This window comes from Pseudomonas kitaguniensis (genome assembly GCF_049199985.1).
Classification (GTDB): domain Bacteria; phylum Pseudomonadota; class Gammaproteobacteria; order Pseudomonadales; family Pseudomonadaceae; genus Aquipseudomonas; species Aquipseudomonas kitaguniensis.
Genome location: NZ_JBLZPT010000001.1, coordinates 513,435 through 530,357, shown reverse-complemented (window position 1 = coordinate 530,357; position 16,923 = coordinate 513,435). Strand labels below are relative to the sequence as shown.

Annotated in this window: 16 protein-coding genes; 10 read left to right on the top strand and 6 right to left on the bottom strand. The window is 61.6% G+C overall.

Annotated elements, in window-relative coordinates; translation table 11 throughout:
* The first annotated feature begins 14 nt into the window (after positions 1 to 14).
* The 5 genes from ACOZK9_RS02565 (at position 15) to ACOZK9_RS02545 (ending at position 5,319) form a co-directional block, all read left to right on the top strand.
* The gene (locus ACOZK9_RS02565; protein WP_421555212.1) at positions 15 to 557 is read left to right on the top strand and encodes a Csu type fimbrial protein; all 543 of its coding nucleotides are present in this window, start codon (positions 15 to 17) and stop codon (positions 555 to 557) included.
* Positions 558 to 561: 4 nt separating this feature from the next.
* On the top strand, positions 562 to 1,062 hold the full coding sequence (locus tag ACOZK9_RS02560) for a Csu type fimbrial protein (RefSeq protein ID WP_058415590.1): 501 nt from the start codon (positions 562 to 564) through the stop codon (positions 1,060 to 1,062).
* A 25-nt stretch (positions 1,063 to 1,087) separates the two neighbouring features.
* Positions 1,088 to 1,876 carry a fimbrial biogenesis chaperone gene (locus tag ACOZK9_RS02555; RefSeq protein ID WP_058415589.1) on the top strand — a complete coding sequence of 263 codons (789 nt, stop codon included), beginning with the start codon at positions 1,088 to 1,090 and terminating at the stop codon, positions 1,874 to 1,876.
* A 138-nt stretch (positions 1,877 to 2,014) separates the two neighbouring features.
* Positions 2,015 to 4,309: a fimbria/pilus outer membrane usher protein gene (locus ACOZK9_RS02550; protein WP_122249937.1), complete on the top strand. Its 2,295-nt coding sequence runs from the start codon at positions 2,015 to 2,017 to the stop codon at positions 4,307 to 4,309.
* 17 nt (positions 4,310 to 4,326) lie between these two features.
* Complete coding sequence (locus ACOZK9_RS02545; protein WP_421555211.1) at positions 4,327 to 5,319, top strand: Csu type fimbrial protein; 993 nt, start codon at positions 4,327 to 4,329, stop codon at positions 5,317 to 5,319.
* Here ACOZK9_RS02545 and ACOZK9_RS02540 read toward each other — a convergent pair.
* Positions 5,316 to 6,053 (bottom strand): anti-sigma factor family protein, encoded by a 738-nt coding sequence (locus ACOZK9_RS02540; RefSeq protein WP_058415587.1) that lies wholly within the window; start codon positions 6,051 to 6,053, stop codon positions 5,316 to 5,318. The two genes, ACOZK9_RS02545 and ACOZK9_RS02540, sit on opposite strands and share 4 nt — an antisense overlap.
* Complete coding sequence (locus ACOZK9_RS02535; RefSeq protein WP_152748809.1) at positions 6,050 to 6,556, bottom strand: sigma-70 family RNA polymerase sigma factor; 507 nt, start codon at positions 6,554 to 6,556, stop codon at positions 6,050 to 6,052. The genes ACOZK9_RS02540 and ACOZK9_RS02535 overlap by 4 nt, the downstream gene beginning before the upstream one ends.
* A gap of 197 nt (positions 6,557 to 6,753) precedes the next feature.
* On the opposite strand from ACOZK9_RS02535, the gene ACOZK9_RS02530 reads away from it, so the two are divergent.
* From ACOZK9_RS02530 to ACOZK9_RS02515, 4 genes are all read left to right on the top strand, one after another.
* Entirely contained in the window at positions 6,754 to 8,361 is a 1,608-nt protein-coding gene (locus ACOZK9_RS02530; RefSeq protein ID WP_421555210.1) for an amino acid adenylation domain-containing protein, read from the top strand.
* A complete protein-coding gene (locus ACOZK9_RS02525) occupies positions 8,354 to 9,652 on the top strand; it encodes a ferredoxin reductase domain-containing protein (RefSeq protein ID WP_058415584.1) in 1,299 nt (432 codons plus the stop codon). The genes ACOZK9_RS02530 and ACOZK9_RS02525 overlap by 8 nt, the downstream gene beginning before the upstream one ends.
* A 122-nt stretch (positions 9,653 to 9,774) precedes the next feature.
* Positions 9,775 to 10,857: a catalase family peroxidase gene (locus tag ACOZK9_RS02520; protein ID WP_122249921.1), complete on the top strand. Its 1,083-nt coding sequence runs from the start codon at positions 9,775 to 9,777 to the stop codon at positions 10,855 to 10,857.
* Entirely contained in the window at positions 10,854 to 11,393 is a 540-nt protein-coding gene (locus tag ACOZK9_RS02515; RefSeq protein ID WP_421555209.1) for a cytochrome b, read from the top strand. Before ACOZK9_RS02520 ends, ACOZK9_RS02515 begins: the two co-directional genes overlap by 4 nt.
* Before the next feature lie 64 nt (positions 11,394 to 11,457).
* Here ACOZK9_RS02515 and ACOZK9_RS02510 read toward each other — a convergent pair whose 3' ends face one another.
* Together ACOZK9_RS02510 and ACOZK9_RS02505 are read right to left on the bottom strand one after the other, a co-directional pair.
* Positions 11,458 to 12,609: a M14 family metallopeptidase gene (locus ACOZK9_RS02510; protein WP_152748806.1), complete on the bottom strand. Its 1,152-nt coding sequence runs from the start codon at positions 12,607 to 12,609 to the stop codon at positions 11,458 to 11,460.
* A 466-nt stretch (positions 12,610 to 13,075) separates the two neighbouring features.
* Positions 13,076 to 13,429 carry a DUF6124 family protein gene (locus ACOZK9_RS02505; RefSeq protein ID WP_122249923.1) on the bottom strand — a complete coding sequence of 118 codons (354 nt, stop codon included), beginning with the start codon at positions 13,427 to 13,429 and terminating at the stop codon, positions 13,076 to 13,078.
* Between the two features lie 130 nt (positions 13,430 to 13,559).
* Here ACOZK9_RS02505 and ACOZK9_RS02500 point away from each other — a divergent pair, with 130 nt between their 5' ends.
* On the top strand, positions 13,560 to 14,195 hold the full coding sequence (locus tag ACOZK9_RS02500; RefSeq protein ID WP_058415579.1) for a LexA family protein: 636 nt from the start codon (positions 13,560 to 13,562) through the stop codon (positions 14,193 to 14,195).
* Here the strand turns inward: ACOZK9_RS02500 and ACOZK9_RS02495 are convergent.
* Together ACOZK9_RS02495 and ACOZK9_RS02490 are read right to left on the bottom strand one after the other, a co-directional pair.
* The gene (locus ACOZK9_RS02495) at positions 14,192 to 16,117 is read right to left on the bottom strand and encodes an acetyl/propionyl/methylcrotonyl-CoA carboxylase subunit alpha (RefSeq protein ID WP_421555208.1); all 1,926 of its coding nucleotides are present in this window, start codon (positions 16,115 to 16,117) and stop codon (positions 14,192 to 14,194) included. The genes ACOZK9_RS02500 and ACOZK9_RS02495 overlap by 4 nt on opposite strands.
* Complete coding sequence (locus ACOZK9_RS02490) at positions 16,114 to 16,920, bottom strand: gamma-carboxygeranoyl-CoA hydratase (protein ID WP_099239684.1); 807 nt, start codon at positions 16,918 to 16,920, stop codon at positions 16,114 to 16,116. The genes ACOZK9_RS02495 and ACOZK9_RS02490 overlap by 4 nt, the downstream gene beginning before the upstream one ends.
* Positions 16,921 to 16,923 lie beyond the last annotated feature (3 nt).

Below are 16,923 nucleotides of genomic sequence, written 5' to 3'. Positions count from 1 at the left end.
AAGGGATGACCATCATGCACACATTAGTATCTCGAATAGGCGTCTGCGCGCTGGGCCTTGCGATGGCCTCCAGCCTCAGCGCGGCGACCACCGTAACCGGGCAGATCACCTCCAGCATGACGCTGATCGCGAGTTGCCAGGTCAACGGTTCCGGGGCGGCCACCGGCTTGAACTTCGGTAGCTTGAACTTCGGCACCACCAACAGCTTGTTCACCAACGCCGACGCGCAACTGTTGGGCGGCACCGGTACGGGCGGCGCGCTGTCGGTGCTGTGTTCTGCCGGCACCACGCCGACGGTCAAGGTGCGTGCCGGCGCGCATGACAACGCCTCGCCAGGCGGCACGCGTGCCCTGGCCGACGGTGCGGGTAACTTCGTGCCGTATGACTTCTACACCGACAGCGGGCACTCCGCGCTCCTGGCTATCGACGGCGTGATCACCCTGGCCGCGAGTACCGGCGTGGCGCAAACCGTCAACCTCTACGGCCGCGCGGTGGGCAAGGCAGGGCTGCCAGCGGGCACGTATACCGACACGGTGGCCGTAGAACTGACGTTCTGACGCCATGACACGTTCGGTGTGGCTCAAGGCATTGCTGGCCTGCGCGTTTGCAGTGCCGCTGCCGCTGTCGGCGGTGACCAGCCAGAGCTTTCAAGTCAGCGCGACGGTCACGCCGGGCTGCCTGATTGTGGGCGCGGGGCCTAACTATGGCGCGCTGGCCTACGGCAGTTATTCGGCCCTCGCCACCGGCACGGTGAGTGCGGCGCTGACCAGCGGGGTGATCTTGCAATGCACGCCCGGGGTGACGCTGAGCATGAGCGTCGATGGCGGGTTGCACAGCAGCACCGGGCGCAATATGCAGCACAACAGCAGTAGCGCGCGCGTGGGTTATCAGTTGTTCAGGGATGCGGCGTTCAGTCAGAGCCTGGGCATTAGTCAGAGCGTCACCGTCAGTTACAGCGATGCAACCACCATCAGCTTGCCGATTTACGGGCGGGTGCAGTTACCCGGCAATCAGCCTGGGGGGACGTACAGCGATACGCTGCAGGTGCAGTTGTCGTGGTAGGGCTATGAGTATAAGGAGTGGGTTTATGCGTTCACCTTCCCGGCGGCTTTGGGCCGCGGGTGTTGCCTTGGCTGCCGTGTGCTCGGCGGGGCTTGTGCAGGCAGCGAGTTCGGTGCTGATCTGGCCCATCGACCCGGTGCTGGAAGCCGATCAACAGGCCAGCGCGCTGTGGCTGGAAAACCGTGGCAGCGAGACGGCCAGCCTGCAGATTCGGGTGTTTGCCTGGAGCCAGAGTGGTTTTGACGAGCAGTACCAAAACCAGCGCGATGTGGTTGGCAGCCCGCCGGTGGCGAGAATCGAGCCAGGGCAAAAGCAACTGGTACGCCTGACGCGAACCCGTGAAGTGCCGCCGGGGCAGGAGCTCGCCTATCGCATCATCATTGATGAAATCCCCTCGGCGCTGCAGGTGCCAACGCCGCCGGAGGGCAAGAATACCGCAGCGGCCATCCGCTTCCAGATGCGTTACTCGGTGCCGTTGTTCGCCTACGGCGCTGGCCTGTGGAGCAAGGACGATGCTACCCGCCAGCGCGACCCCAAAGGCGCTGGCAAGCCGGACCTGAGCTGGCAAAAAGTCAACGTGGCCGGGCGCACCTACATTGAGGTGCGCAACCAGGGCGCGGTGCATGCGCGCCTCACAGACGCCTCGTTCAAGCAGGGCGGGCAGCCCCGGCCTCTGGTAGATGGCCTGCTCGGTTATGTGCTGCCCGGCGCGACCATGCGCTGGCCGGTGCCGGACGCGGTGTCCGCCGATCAGCCGTTGCAGGTACGCATCAACGGTGCGCCGCAATTGGAGAGTCTGGCGCCAAAGCGGTAACCGCTGCACCGCGCGACGGCGTTAGTCCCGGGTTCAACAGGATGGAGATGTCCATTGAAGGACACAACGCCATGGAGCCGTGGTTGGGCTCGTTGTAGGTGGCCGTCGGTGGCAGTGGTGAGCGGGCTGTGCGGTGCGATGATTGCGCTGCCGGGCGTGGCTGGCGACCTGCCGCCGCCCCCAAGCAGTCTGGAGGCTGTTGCCGATGCACAACTGTTTCTGGAGCTGGTGGTTAACCAGATGGACACTGGCCGCGTTATCGCGGTTGATCAACGGGCCGGGCAGCTCTATGTGCCAGCCAGTGCGTTACAGGACGTGGGCATGAAATTGCCGGGCGACCTCACCGGCAGCATCGCCCTGGACGCGCTGCCGGGTTTGCACAGCGACTACGACAGCAACGGCCAGCGCCTGTTGCTGGATGTACCGCCCTCGTGGCTGCAGGAACAGTTCATCGGCAATCGCAATACCTACCCGCGCACTCAGGCCATGAGCAGCTTTGGCGCATTGCTTAACTATGACGTGTATTTCAACGACACCGACGAAGGTGGCAGTTACCTCGCCGGGTGGAGCGAACTGCGACTGTTCGATAATTGGGGCACCTTGTCGACCACCGGGCAGTACCGCCAAACCCTGATCGGCGGCGTCAGCGACAGCACGCTCAACAATGGCTATCGGCGTTACGACACCACGTGGCGGTTCTCGGATGACGAGCGGCTGCTGACCTACGAAGCGGGGGATGTGATCAGCGGCTCGCTGCCCTGGAGCAGTTCGGTACGATTGGGCGGGGTGCAACTGTCGCGCGATTTCGCGGTGCGCCCGGACCTGGTCACGTATCCCTTGCCGCAATTTGCCGGTGAAGCGGCCGTGCCGTCCTCGGTTGACCTGTTTATCAACGGCTACAAGTCCGAAAGCGCGCTGCTGCAACCGGGGCCTTACACGCTTACCAATATTCCGTTCATTAACGGCGCCGGTGAAGCGGTGGTCGTCACCACCGACGCCTTGGGTCGCCAAGTCTCGACCACCGTGCCGTTCTACGTCACCAGCACGTTGTTGCAACAAGGCCTGTCGGATTTTTCGGTGGCCGCCGGGACCTTGCGCCGCGATTACACCCTGCGTGATTTCGGTTACGGACCGGGCGTCGCCAGCGGCACCTTTCGCTATGGTTACTCCGACAACCTGACGCTTGAAAGCCATGCCGAAGCCGCCAGCGACCTGACGCTCGGCGGGCTGGGCGGCAACCTGCGGCTGGGTAACTTCGGCGTGCTCAATACGGCCGTCGCCCAAAGCCAGTTCGCAGGCCGCACCGGCCAGCAACTGAGCCTGGGTTACCAGTACAACAGCACGCGCTACAGCCTGTCGTACCAGCGCGTCGAACGGCGCGATGAATACGCCGACTTGAGCCTGGTCGACACGCCCTACGCCAGCCTCAGCAAGCGCAGCGAACAGGTGACGTTAAGCCTCAACCTGGAGCGTTTTGGCAGCTTGGGCGTTGGCTACTTCGATGTGCAGGCGGCCGATGATTCGCGCACGCGGCTGTTTAACCTGAGCTGGAGTAAACCGCTGTGGCGCAACACCAGTTTTTACCTGTCGGGCAACCGCGAGGTAGGCGACAGCAACTGGGCGATGCAGGCGCAATTGGTCATTCCGTTCGACCTCAGTGGCAGCCTGGCCGTGAGCAGCGAGCGCAGCAAAGACGGCGCCAGTCGCCAGCGCGTCAATTACAGCAGTGCGGTGCCCAGCGAAGGGGGCGTGGGCTACAACCTCGGCTACGCTCAAGGCGATGGCCCGACCTATCGCCAGGCCGACCTGACCTGGCGCCTGCAATCGGTGCAGTTGCAGGCCGGCGTGTACGGCAGCAGCGACGCCGAGACGCGCTGGGCAGATGCCAGCGGTTCATTGGTGTGGATGGGCGGCAATACGTTTGCCGCCAACCGCATCAACGACGCTTTCGTGGTGGTGAGCACCGAGGGTTTCGCCGGTATTCCGGTGCGCTACGAGAACCAACTGGTGGGCCACACCGACCGCAATGGGCATCTTTTGGTGCCGTGGAGCAGTGCGTATTACCGCGGCAAGTACGAAATCGACCCGCTGAACCTGCCGCCGAATATCCAGAGTGCGAACGTGGAGCAACGCGTCTCGGTGCGGCGTGGCAGCGGTTATCTGTTGGCGTTTCCGTTGCGTCGCGTGATCGCTGCGAGCATCACGCTGGTGGACAACCAGCATGAGGACTTGCCGCTGGGCAGCCTGGTCGTCCACGAACAAAGCAACACGCAGGCGGTGGTGGGCTGGGATGGCCTGGTGTACCTGGAAAACCTCAGCGCGCACAACACGCTGCAGGTGACCTTGGGTGAAGGGCGCACCTGCCAGGCGACGTTCGACATTGATGAGCAACAACAGGACGTGCCGCTGATCGGGCCGTTGGTCTGCCAATGAGGGGCTGAACAAGGAGCGTGCAGGTGAGAGGCAAGGGATGGCTGTACCTTGTGGGGCTGATCGGGCTGATGTTTTCGGCGCAGGCAATGGCGCTGTGTTCGGTGGTCACCCCGACCCCGGTGAGTTTTGGCTCGATCAGTTCGATGACCGTGCGCACCGCTGCACAGGCCAGTTCCAGCGCTAACGCGGGGTTGCGTTGCACCTCGACACTGATCTCGCTGCTGGTCTCTACTGACCACTTTTATGCCACGGTGACGGGCTCTACCCAAGGTGGCATGGTCGGGCCGACGGGGGATGTGATTGGCTACACGCTCTACGGCAATAACACCACCAGTTATCCGATCACACGCAACAGCCAATTTGATTTTGGCGCCGCCAGCGGCATCGCTCAAACCCTTGGGCTGGTGGCGGGGCCGGGCGCAAAAAACCTCCCGCTGTACGTGAGTAGTATTACCGGCAGCAACGTGGCTGCAGGGCTGTACAGCGAGACCTTGAGCATTGCCTGGAACTGGAACTATTGCTCCGGCATCGGCATCGGCGGCATCTGCGCGGGGCGCGATACCGGCACCGGCACGTCGGCGATGACCGTCAGCATGACCGTCACCAACGATTGCCAGATCACCGCGCCGAATATCAGCTTTGGCAGCGCGCCGGTGGTGAGCGGTTTTGCCCCTGTCAGCGCGCAGACCATCAGTATCACCTGCACCAAAGGCAGCGCCTACACCGTAGGCCTCAGCGATGGCCAGAACCCGGTCAGCGTGGGTGGGCGCAGGCGCATGATTGCCGGCACCAATTACCTCGCCTACGACATCTTCAAAAGCGCCGGCACCACGCGCTGGGGCAGCGTCGGCGCAGCGCGACGGGACAGCTCGACCGCCGAGGTCAACCCCGGCAACGGCCTGGGCACCGGCAGCCAGATTTTCACCTACAACGCCAAGGTCTACACCGACCAGCCCACGCCACCGGCCGGCACCTATACCGACAACGTCGTGCTGGACGTTGGGTTCTAGAACTTGAGCATCTTTGCCGTGGGCTCATCGTTCGGGCTGACCACGGCATAGTTGTACCCGGCACCGGACCAGTACTCAGCCTGCAGCCCATCGGCAGTGCGGCTGCCACGCGGCAAAAAGCCGTTTTCCGGGCCTGGCGGGCGAATGTAGAAACTGATGCGCCGACCTTGCGTGTCTTCGTACAGCACCATCGCCGCAGCGCCTTGTTCAGTGGTGAGCAGGCGCCCGCTGACCGGTGTAAAACCTGACGCGCTCAAGTCCGGCAGGCGGTGTGCCTGATTGAAGTAGCGGTCGAGCCACGCCTGCATGTTGACGCTGCCCTGGGCCTTGAAATCGGCTGGCATGATGCCGTCCTGGGCAAACAGGCGGAACGCTTGCATGGCGTCGGCCATCGGCAACATCGGCGCTTGGGTCGCTTCGCGGGCGTGCCAGCCGCCCAGGCCGCCGAGAGTGACGGCGATCAACAGCACGGCGGCGGTGGCGAAGTGGCGGCGCGATTGATGCTGGATGCGTTGGCGGATCAGTGCCGGGTCCAGGTCGGGGTTGGCCGGTTGTTGCAAAACCCCGCTCAAGGCGGCGCGCAGCACTTGCGCATCGTGCTGCCAGGCCTGCACTTGAGCTGCCACGTCGGGGTGCGCGGCCAACCAGGTGTCGAGTACGCGGCGGTCGCTTTCCAACAGTTGGTGATCGACGTAGGCATGCAAATCGCGTTCGCTGGGGGGCAGGCTGATCATTTGAGTATCCGCAGGGAAGGGCTGGCAATTTCGCCATCGCTGAGTTGGCGCAAGGCTTGGCGCGCGCGTGACAGGCGCGACATGACGGTGCCGATGGGCACCTCGAGGATAGCCGCGACTTCCTTGTAGCTTAAGCCTTCGACGCAGACCCAGAGCAGCAAGGCGCGTTGCTCGGTGTTGAGTTGGTCGAAGGCTTGCAGGGCCGATTGGGCCATCACCGTGCGCTCCACCGAGGGCTGAGCGTCGTCACGGCCGGTAAGAAATTCGAGCATGCGCGCGTAACGCCGGCTGCGCCGGTGGGCATCGAGAAATTGTCGGTAAAGGATCGAGAACAGCCAGGCGCGCAGGTCACCTTCGGTGCGTTTGTCGGCCCAACGGGTAATCGCGCGCTCAAGGCTCGACTGCACCAAGTCGTCGGCGCTGCTGGCGTTACGGGTCAGGGACACGGCAAAACGCCGCAACCTGGGGATGAGTTCACGTAACTGTTCGTCGAGTTCATGCATGGGGGGCGAGTCTAGCCGGTTGTGTAGGTGTAGACGCTCGCCGCTGTAAGTTATTCCCACAGGAAGCAATAAGAAATTTTCCCCTGCAGGTGGGTAATGCCTTAAGGATTCTGGTGCCTGTAATGTCTGAACTGCCCACCAATCAACCCTCGTACTTGCCGGAACAGCGTTGGCAATAAACATACGAGGGTTTTTTCATGACATTTTCGCCAATCAACACTCAGTTTTTTTTCCTGCCGTTGCTGGCTCATTTGCCTGCCGTGCGGCGTGTTTTATTTGAGCAATGGGGATGTGGCCCGACAAGCCAGCCCACCTTCGATCGTGTGCACCACGCGATTGAAATGCAAGCGGCGCTGGCGCCGCAAGCGACCGCCGCCGTGTGGGCGGGCCAGCGTATCAGCTATGAACAACTCAACCGCCAGGCCAATCGGTTGGCCGTGCGCCTGACCGAGCTGGGCGTGAAACGCGGCGACACGGTAGCGTTGTTCGTCGAGCGCTCAATCCCAATGGTGGTAGGGCTTTTAGCCGTGTTGAAGGTGGGCGCTGCGTACGTGCCGCAGGACGCCAGAATCGTGCCGAGCCTGCAGTTGGCGATGGTCCTCGACTCATTGACCAGCCCGGTGGTGCTGACGCTGTCGCACCTGGTTGATCGCATTCCCGCAGAAGCGGCCGATCGCTGCCTGTGCCTGGATACGTTCCTGGCTGAAGAGCTTTGGGTGGCGCAAAACAATGATCAGGTGTTCGCCGCCACCGACACCGATGACCTGTGTTTCGTGTTGTTCACCTCGGGCACTACCGGCCGGCCGAATGGCGTGTGTGTCAGTCACCGCAACGTATGTAACATTCTGCTGACCCAGCCAGGCCAGATGGGCATGGCGCCTGGCCGCAACGTGGGGCAGATCCTCAACATCGGGTTTGACATGGCGGCCTGGGAAATCCTCGGTTGCCTGGCCCATGGGGCAACGCTGTTGATTCGCGGCAAAGACATAGCGAAGACCGCTGCGCAGTGCCATGTGTTAATCGCGACGCCTTCGATACTGGCCAGCCTCGACCCGCAGCAGTGCCCGGTCATGAGTGTGGTCGCGGTGGCGGGGGAGCCCTGTTCCCAAGCGCTCGCCGACCTGTGGGCCACGCATTGTGCGTTTTACAACGGCTGCGGGCCCACCGAAACCACCATCGTCAATACGTTGCACCTGCATGTGCCCGGTACGTTGTTAACCATCGGTCAGCCGACGCCCAATAACACGGTGTATGTGCTCGACGAACAGGGCCGCGCCTGTGAATTGGGGGAAATCGGCGAAATGTGGGCCGGTGGCATGGGCGTCACGGCGGGCTACCTGAACAATACCCCGCTGACCCAGGAACGTTATCGCCCGGACCCTTTTTTGGGTGGCGAGGCGATGATGTTTCGCACGCGAGACTTGGGACGGTGGACGCCCGATGGGCAACTTGAGCACCTGGGCCGTGTTGACGATCAGGTAAAGGTTCGCGGCTTTCGTGTGGAACTGGACGCGGTGTCTTCGGCCCTGGAGGCCGCTGCCGGTTGCACGCGCGCCGTCACGCTTAAACTGGACAGCCGCACCTTGGTGGCCTTTGTCTCACCGGCCGACGCCGATATTGACGCGTGCCGGTTCCAGTGTGAACAGCGGCTGGCCTACTACTGCGTGCCCTTGGCTATTTACGCGGTCAAGGACTTCCCGATGACCGCCAGGGGCAAGATAGACAAGGCTCTGTTGCTGCAACGGGCGCGGGAGCGGTTCGTGGCCTTGGCGGCGCTCTCATCCGAGGACGCCGGTCGTGATTGATTTACTGACACTCACCGTGGTCCCGCCCAAGCCCGCGCTGTGGCGCCGCTGGACGTCATTGCGGGTTTTTTCTTACTACAACCGCCTGGCGGCAATGGTTCTGATGGCTAACGCGGCGTTTGTGCTGATGGGCCTGAACCTGCAGGCCATCAATGTTCAAGTGCTGTCGGACATGGTGTTGATCAACCTGTCGATTGCCATTTTGATTCGTCAGCAATACGTGATCAATGCGCTGTTCTGGCTGGCGACACGCGTACCGCTCACATGGCCGCTGCGCGTGCGTCGCAGCGCAGCCAAGGTGTACCACTTCGGTGGTTTGCACAGTGGCGCAGCCTTGGCCGCCACCGCCTGGTTTACGGTGATGGTCGGTGTTCAGGTCGCGCGATATGTGCAGGCACCTGGCAGCGTTTCGCCAGCCTGGTTGTGGTTAAGCGGTGTGCTGCTGAGCCTGCTGATGTTGATGGTGATCATGGCGCAGCCGCAGATCCGTGGCCGCTTTCATAATGGTTTCGAGCGCGTCCACCGGTTTGCCGGTTGGAGCGCTCTGCTGCTGTTTTGGGGGCTGGCGCTGCTGGCGTCATACGAGTCGTCGTCGAACCTGCTGCACAGCGCGTCTTTCTGGATGCTGGTGCTGCTAACACTGAGCATCGCTTTACCTTGGTTGCGTCTGCGAAAGGTGGCCATCGAACACGTGCGTCCTTCAGGGCATGCGGTGGTTACGCGCTTTACCCACACCACGCCCTTTGTCGGTTCGGCCACTGCGCTCAGTCGCCATCCACTGCTTGAGTGGCATTCATTTGCGAATATTCCTGCGCCGGGCGAAGCAGGGTTTCGCCTGATCATTTCCAAAGCCGGCGATTGGACCGGGCGCTTCATTGAGGACCTGCCCCAACACGTCTGGGTCAAGGGCATTACCACTGCCGGTGTGGCCAACGTGGAAACGCTGTTCAAGTCCGTGGTGTACATCGCCACGGGCAGTGGCATTGGACCGGTCATGCCGCATTTATTGGCCGCTAAAACGCCGATCCAGTTGATTTGGTCGACTCGCAGCCCGAGAAAAACCTATGGCGACGCCTTGGTCGACGAAATTCTACGCGCCCAGCCCGGCGCATTGATCTGGGACACCGATGAACGCGGCAAGCCAGATCTGCTGCAATTGGCTTACGGCGCGGTGCAGGCCGTTGGTGCGGAGGCGGTGATTTGTATCGCCAACCAGGCGCTGACACAGCGTGTCGTGGAAGCGCTTGAGGCCCGTGGAATACCCGCCTATGGCGCGATCTGGGATTCTTGAAACACGTGTATTGAGTCGGCCGTGCATCTACCCTGAAAAAAGCTACAGTGAAAATGGAATAGACCTACACCTGGTTCGTCTCATAGCTCTTTCCACTGTGGCCAAGCGGCCTGGAGTTATTCATGGTAGATCACTCGTCACCGCCCCGTGCGCCGATGAGCACTGCGAGCCTGATCGCGCGACTCGCCGGTATCGGAGCCGTGGTTGCGGTTGTGGCCGGGGCATTTGCCTACGTCAATGGCACCCTCGACCCCCAGCGCCTGCGCCCGAAAACCTTGGTTAATGCGCTGGAAACCAATAACGGCGTACACCCTGGGTTCCGACGCAACCATGCCAAGGGCGTCTGTGTGGCGGGTTATTTCGAGAGCAGCGCCGAGGCGCGTGCGTATTCCGCGGCGCAGGTGTTCAGCGAGGCTAAAACCCCGGTAATCGGGCGTTTTGCCTTGCCCAGCGGCAACCCTTATGCGCCGGACAGCAGTGTGCCGATCCGCAGTTTCGCCGTGCAATTCAGCCAGGCCAACGGCCAGCAATGGCGCACCGGGATGAACAGCATGCCGGTGTTCCCGGTGGGCACGGTTGAGGCGTTCTACCAGATGCTCAAGGCCGGTGCGCCAGACCCGGCGACCGGCAAGCCGAACCCGGCGAACATGCCGGCGTTTTTTGCATCGCACCCGGAGACAGCGGCGTTTTTGGCGTGGGTGAAAACTGCCAAACCGTCGGCCAGCTACGCGACTGAAACGTACAACGGCATCAATGCGTTTTACCTGGTGAGCGCCGATGGCAAGCGCCAGGCTGTGCGGTGGGGCGTGGTGCCGCAAAGCCAGGATACGCCGGGCGATACCGCGCCGTCGGGCGGTGACTTCCTCGAAAAAGACTTGGTGCAGCGCCTGGCGTCAGGGCCGCTGCGTTGGCAGTTGAACATGACGCTGGCCAACCCCGGCGACCCTGTGGACGATGCAAGCAAGGCCTGGGCGGGCGACCACAAAGTGCTGAATGCCGGCACGCTGGTGCTGCAAAGCAGCCAGCCGCAAGCGGACGGCGATTGCCGTGACATCAACTACGACCCGCTGGTTTTGCCGAGTGGTATCCAAGCCTCCAACGACCCGTTGCTGGCCGCACGTTCGGCAGCGTATGCCAGCTCGTACGTACGCCGCGCCGGTGAAGTCAACTCGCTGCACAGTGCCCCTCAGGAGTCGAAGCCATGAATGCTCAACCACGGTTTTTCGCGCCGTTGGCTCGCCTGCTGCATTGGCTGATGGCACTGATGGTGATTGCCATGCTGTTTATCGGTGCCGGCATGGCGGCGTCGGTGTCGCAGCGTCATGCGTGGCTGATTGACCTGCACAAGCCGCTGGGGATTGCGATTCTGGCGTTGGTTATCCTACGGCTGATCGTGCGGTTTTCGACCCGGCAACCGCCACTGCCTGCCGATTTGCCACTCTGGCAAGTACTCGCAGCCAAGGCGTCCCATGTGCTGTTATACGCGCTGATGCTGGTATTGCCGTTGCTCGGCTGGGCAATGATTTCGGCGGCCGGTGACCCGGTGATGCTCAGCAGTTCAGTGCAGTTGCCGGCGCTGGTGGGTGCAGACGCGCCGCTGTTTGCGCTGTTACGCAAGGCCCACGGCTATCTGGCGTACCTGTTGTTCCTGACCGTGCTGCTGCACCTGGCCGCGGCGTTGTTCCACGGGCTGATCCGCCGTGATGGCGTGCTGCAAAGCATGACCGGCAGCAAGCACTGACGCCGGTTTTGGTGGCAAGCTCGCTTGCCACAACAGCGTCATTCAGTGCCGGTCCAAACAATGTTCAGCGCAGGGCCGTGACTATATCGGCCACGCTGCTCAAGACGTCCTTGCCCAATTGCATCGAGCGTTTGCCCGACCAGCCGGTGTGCGGGTTGGGCGCGTTGTCGTTGTCCTTGAAGGGCATCTCCAGGGTCAGTGACAAACAGTCGTACTGCTCGCCGACGGCATTGCAGGCCAGGGTCATATTGGCTTCGCCCGGCAAATCGCGGGTGTAACCATGGGTGGTCTGGAAGTCGCGGGTCAGCGCGCTCAAGTGGCTGCGGAAGCGTTTTTCCAGCGCTTCGATACGCGGGGTGTAGCCCGGGTTGCCTTCGCAGCCTGCAGTGAAGACGTAAGGGATTTCTTCGTCGCCGTGAATATCGAGGAACAGGTCGACGCCGTATTTTTGCATCTGCTCTTGGGCGAAGAGTACTTCGGGGCTGAGTTCCTGGCTGGCGCTTTGCCAGGCACGGTTGAGGTCCTGGCCCATCGCGTTGGTGCGCAAGTGGCCGTGGAAGGCGCCGTCCGGGTTCATGTTCGGAATCAGGTACAGGTCGGCGACGGCCAGCAGCTTTTTCAGCTCAACGTCACCGTCTTGTTGCAGGCGTTCGATGATGCCTTCCATGAACCATTCGGCCATGTGTTCGCCGGGGTGTTGCTGGGCGATGATCCAGATGTTGCGCCGGCCCTCGCCACCCTTGCCGCGGCGCAGCAGTTGAATATCACGGCCTTCTGCACTTTTGCCGGTAGCGAGCAAGCGGGTGCCCGCGCGGTTCAAGGCTTGGTCGATCAGCCAGTCGTGGCGCTCACGGCTATACGGTTCGAAGTAAGCGATCCACGCGTGTTTCTCGCGGGTTTCCAGGCTGATGTGCAAGGTGTCGCCGTCAAAACGGGTGGGCACCCGGAACCAGTTGATATGGTCGTAGGAGGCCACGGCGTTGTAGCCGCTCCACGCGTTTTTATACGAGGAATGGCTCGCGTTACTCAGGCGGAAGGTGTGGGTGTGGCCCACGTGCATGCCTTCAGCTTTAAAGTGGAACCATTGAAAATGCGCGCTCCGCGTATCGGGCTTGATTGCCAGCAGCAATTGAAAGGCATCGCTGGCATCCAGCACCTGGATGTTGCCGCTGTCGAAGTTGGTGCTGATCTTGATAGAGGTCAAGGCCACGGTCATAGTCTGGTTGCCTGAATATGAGTGTTGTGGCGGCTATATTACACAGGAGTCAGGCAAAATCTTGGTGCAAAATTGTTGCACGAGGGGAGGGGGCGTCATCCCTGACGCCGCAGCAGCTTAGGATCTATGAGATTGATTCTCAAGCGCTATTTCGCAAAGAACCGGGCTAGAGCGTTCGTTCGGCTTTCTTTTGGCGATTGTCTTTTGCTACCATGCGCGCCATCAAGCAACACACAGTCTTCATTAGCCTGAAGCCATGCCAGGAAAACTGGCAAAAAAAAGACCCGGCCAAAGAGCCGGGTCAAAAACCGTGATTAGCCTGATGAGGAGATATTCCAGGAGTCCGACCTAAGGTCTCTTGGTCTATCGACTGATCTCGCGATCAGCTGGGTCCAATAATAATCATTATCATTTGCAAGTCAAATGTTTTTGTCGCCCTGATAGAAATATTCTTCCGTTGCGCCCGTCACACGCTGAGCTGAGTAGCGGCCGGCGCCCGCAATGTCTGCTCCACCATCGCTTTTGCCATATCAATCAAATACACCACCGAAAAGGCCAGATCCCGCTGGTTGCCTTGACGGCTGTTCGCCGATTCGTAGGCTGCGGCTGCCGCGCTGCGTAGCAGGTCGGAGGCGTGAACCAGGGCTTCTTCATGGCTGACGCCGGGCTTGATGGCGAAAAAACAGTCGTCCGCGCTCGGCACCGACACATCCTCTTTCAAGTAATAGTCCAGTGCGCGTCGTACGGCGCCGCTGCTGCGCAGGTCCAGCAGTTCGTCAGCTTGCGCTGCGCCGGGCAGGTGATACGGGCTAGTCGTCATGAAGGTGGTTACTCTGAGTGAATGTCGAAAACCTGTCTCTGATAGTAGTACGAATCGTATTTATGTCATTTGATGGATTACTACAAACTGTTTATTGTCATGAAAAATACCCAACGTATTGTCACGTCCTATGGATAACTGGATTGCGTTGGTCAAAGCCAACATGAAAGACCGCAAGGTCACGCAGGACGAACTGGCCGAACGCTTGGGCATGTCCCAGGGCGGTGTCGGCCATTGGCTTAACAAGCGCCGCGTGCCGAGCCTGGCGGATATGAACCGGGTACTCGCCGAGCTGGGCTTGGGTTACCTGGAAGTCGCGCTGGAAATTCGTGAGAGAGACGACGAAGCGCCAGCCCCGGTAAAACACTACAACCCGTATTTTCGCTACCCGGTCAGCGACTGGAGAGGCGTGTGCGAAATCCGTGAAGAACGCGCGGTGTATGAAGTGGCGCGTTTCGAGCTGACCGATTACCACGCCCAGGGCGAAGCGTTCTGGCTGCCCGTGACGGGTGATGCGATGACCGCCCCCAGTGGCCTGAGCATCGGCGCAGGCATGATGATTCTGGTAGACCCGGCCATCGCTGCTGAACCTGGCAGGCTGGTGGTTGCCCAATGGGCAGATAGCCCTCAGGCAACCTTTCGCCAGTTGCTGGAAGAGAGTGGCCAGTTGTACCTTGTGCCACTCAACCCCACCTACCCTAAAGTGCTGTTCACCGACGATTGCCGAATGCTCGGGGTTGTCGTGCAAGCCACTGCGAAGTTTTAGCCGGCCGTTTCAAGCTCGACCAAGGCACTGCCTTCGGCAACCATTTCACCTTCCTGGCAAAACAGCGCCTTGACCTTTCCAGCGTGCGGCGCACGAATACTGTGCTCCATCTTCATCGCCTCCAGCACCACCAGTTGAGTGCCGGCTTGCACCGTTTGGCCCACCTCCACCAGCACACGCACGATACTGCCGTTCATTGGCGCCGTCAGGCCACCCTGATGTGACGGGTTGGCCGCGACCGCTGCAATCGGGTCAAACAGGCTGACCGCGTGCAGCTCGCCGTCCCAGCGCAGGTACACACAGCCTTCGCGGCGCACCGCCAAATGAGCGCGGCGCACGCCGTTATGGTCGATCAGCAACTGCTCGCCGTGCAGGTGTGCGGTGCTGCCAATCAGCGTTACCAGCCGATGCTGCCCGGCGCAGCTCAAATGCACCGACACCTCGGCAGGCAGCCCCGCGCGAAAACCCCGCGTATCCGCCCACGGCCCAAAACCTGCCGGTAAGCTCTGAATAAACGCCGCGCCCGCCGCCTGCCAGAAGGCATCGCTGAGCGCGCCCGCCACCGGCAGCAACTGATCCTGATAGCGCGCAATAAACCCGGTGTCCAACTCAGCCGCGGCAAACGCCGGATGGCCGATGATCCGCCGCAAAAAGCTCAGGTTGGTCTTGAGCCCACCCACGGCAAACTCATCGAGCATGCTCAGTAAGCGCAGCCGCGCCTGTTCACGGTCTTCGCCCCAGGCAATCAGCTTGCCGAGCATCGGGTCGTAGAACGGCGAGACGCTGTCACCTTGTTGCACGCCGCTGTCGACGCGGCGCCCCGGCCCTGCGGCAGGTTCACGGTACAGCGCGAGGTGCCCGGTGGCCGGCAGAAAATCATTCGCCGGGTCTTCGGCGTACAAGCGCACTTCGATCGCATGGCCGATCAGCGGCACGTGCGCCTGAGTGATCGGTAACGCTTCACCCATCGCGACACGAATCTGCCAGGCCACCAGGTCGAGGCCGGTGATCGCCTCTGTCACCGGATGCTCCACCTGCAAGCGCGTGTTCATCTCCATAAAGAAAAACGCGCCCTGCGCGTCGAGCAAAAACTCTACGGTGCCCGCGCCCACATAACCGATAGCCTGCGCCGCACGCACCGCGGCTTCGCCCATGGCCTTGCGTTGTTCAACACTCAAGCCCGGCGCCGGTGCTTCTTCGACGACCTTTTGATGGCGGCGTTGAATCGAGCAATCGCGCTCGTTGAGGTACAGGCAGTGGCCGTGTTGGTCGGCAAACACTTGAATTTCGACATGGCGCGGCTTCAGCAGGTATTTCTCCACCAGCATCTGCGCATTGCCAAAGGACGACAGCGCCTCGCGCTGGGCCGACGCCAGGGCTTCGGCGAGTTGACTGACATCCTCGACCACCTTCATGCCCTTGCCACCGCCGCCGGCCGTGGCCTTGAGCAGCACCGGGTAGCCGATACGCGCGCAGGCGTCGCGAAAGGTTTGCAGGTCTTGGGCGTCGCCGTGATAACCCGGCACCAGCGGCACACCGGCGTGTTCCATCAAGGCCTTGGCGGCCGATTTACTGCCCATCGCATCAATCGCCGAGGCCGGCGGGCCGAGGAAGATCAGCCCCGCCGCTTCTACCGCGCGGGCAAAACCGGCGTTCTCCGACAGAAAGCCATAACCCGGATGAACCGCCTGGGCGCCACTCGCCTGAGCGGCGGCGATCAGCTTGTCGATTTGCAGGTAGCTTTCGGTGGCTTTGCTGCCACCCAAATCCACCCGAATATCCGCCTCGCGGCTATGGCGCGCATCGCGGTCTGTGGCACTGTGCACGGCCACGGTGGTCAACCCCAGCGCTTTGGCCGTGCGCATCACGCGGCAGGCAATCTCGCCCCGGTTGGCCACGAGTAACGTGGTCAGTGTGCTCATGAACGCGGCTCCTGCGCTTGCCAACTGGGCGGGCGTTTTTGCAGGAAGGCGCGCAAGCCTTCCTGGCCCTCGGCGCTGACGCGAATCCGTGCGATGGCATTTTCGCAATAACGGCGCAGCGCCGGGGTGAGGGCGCCGTTACCCACTTCACGCAGCAAATCTTTGCTGGCGCGCATCGCCGCCGGGCTGTTTTGCAGCAGGTTGCTGACCCACTGTTCGACGTGCGTATCCAGTTCACTCGCCGGGTAACTTTCCGCCAGTAAGCCAAGCTCGCGTGCGCGCTGGCCGCCGAAGCGTTCGGCGGTCAGCGCATAGCGCCGCGCGGCGCGTTCGCCGATAGCCTGTACCACGAACGGGCTGATCACCGCGGGGGCCAAGCCGATGCGTACTTCCGACAGGCAGAACTGCGCGTCATCCGCCCCAATCGCCATGTCGCAGCAACTGATCAAGCCCAGCGCACCGCCATAGGCCGCGCCTTGCACCACCGCCAGGCTGGGTATTTTCAGCTTGGCCAGGTTGTACATCAACTCCGCCAGCTCGCGGGCGTCGTCCAGGTTGGTGTGGTAATCAAGCTCGGCGGATTGCTGCATCCAGGCCAAATCGGCGCCTGCGCTGAAGTGCTTGCCGCGCCCGCGCAGCAGCAGAAAACGCAAGGACGCATCCGCCTGCACATGGTCGAGGGCGATGATCAGTTCACGGATCATCTGCGCATTGAACGCGTTGTTCTTGGCTTCACGGTTAAGCCACAGCGTGGCAAAACCACGGCTGTCGGTGATCAGTTCGAGGGTGTTGAAATCGCTCATGGG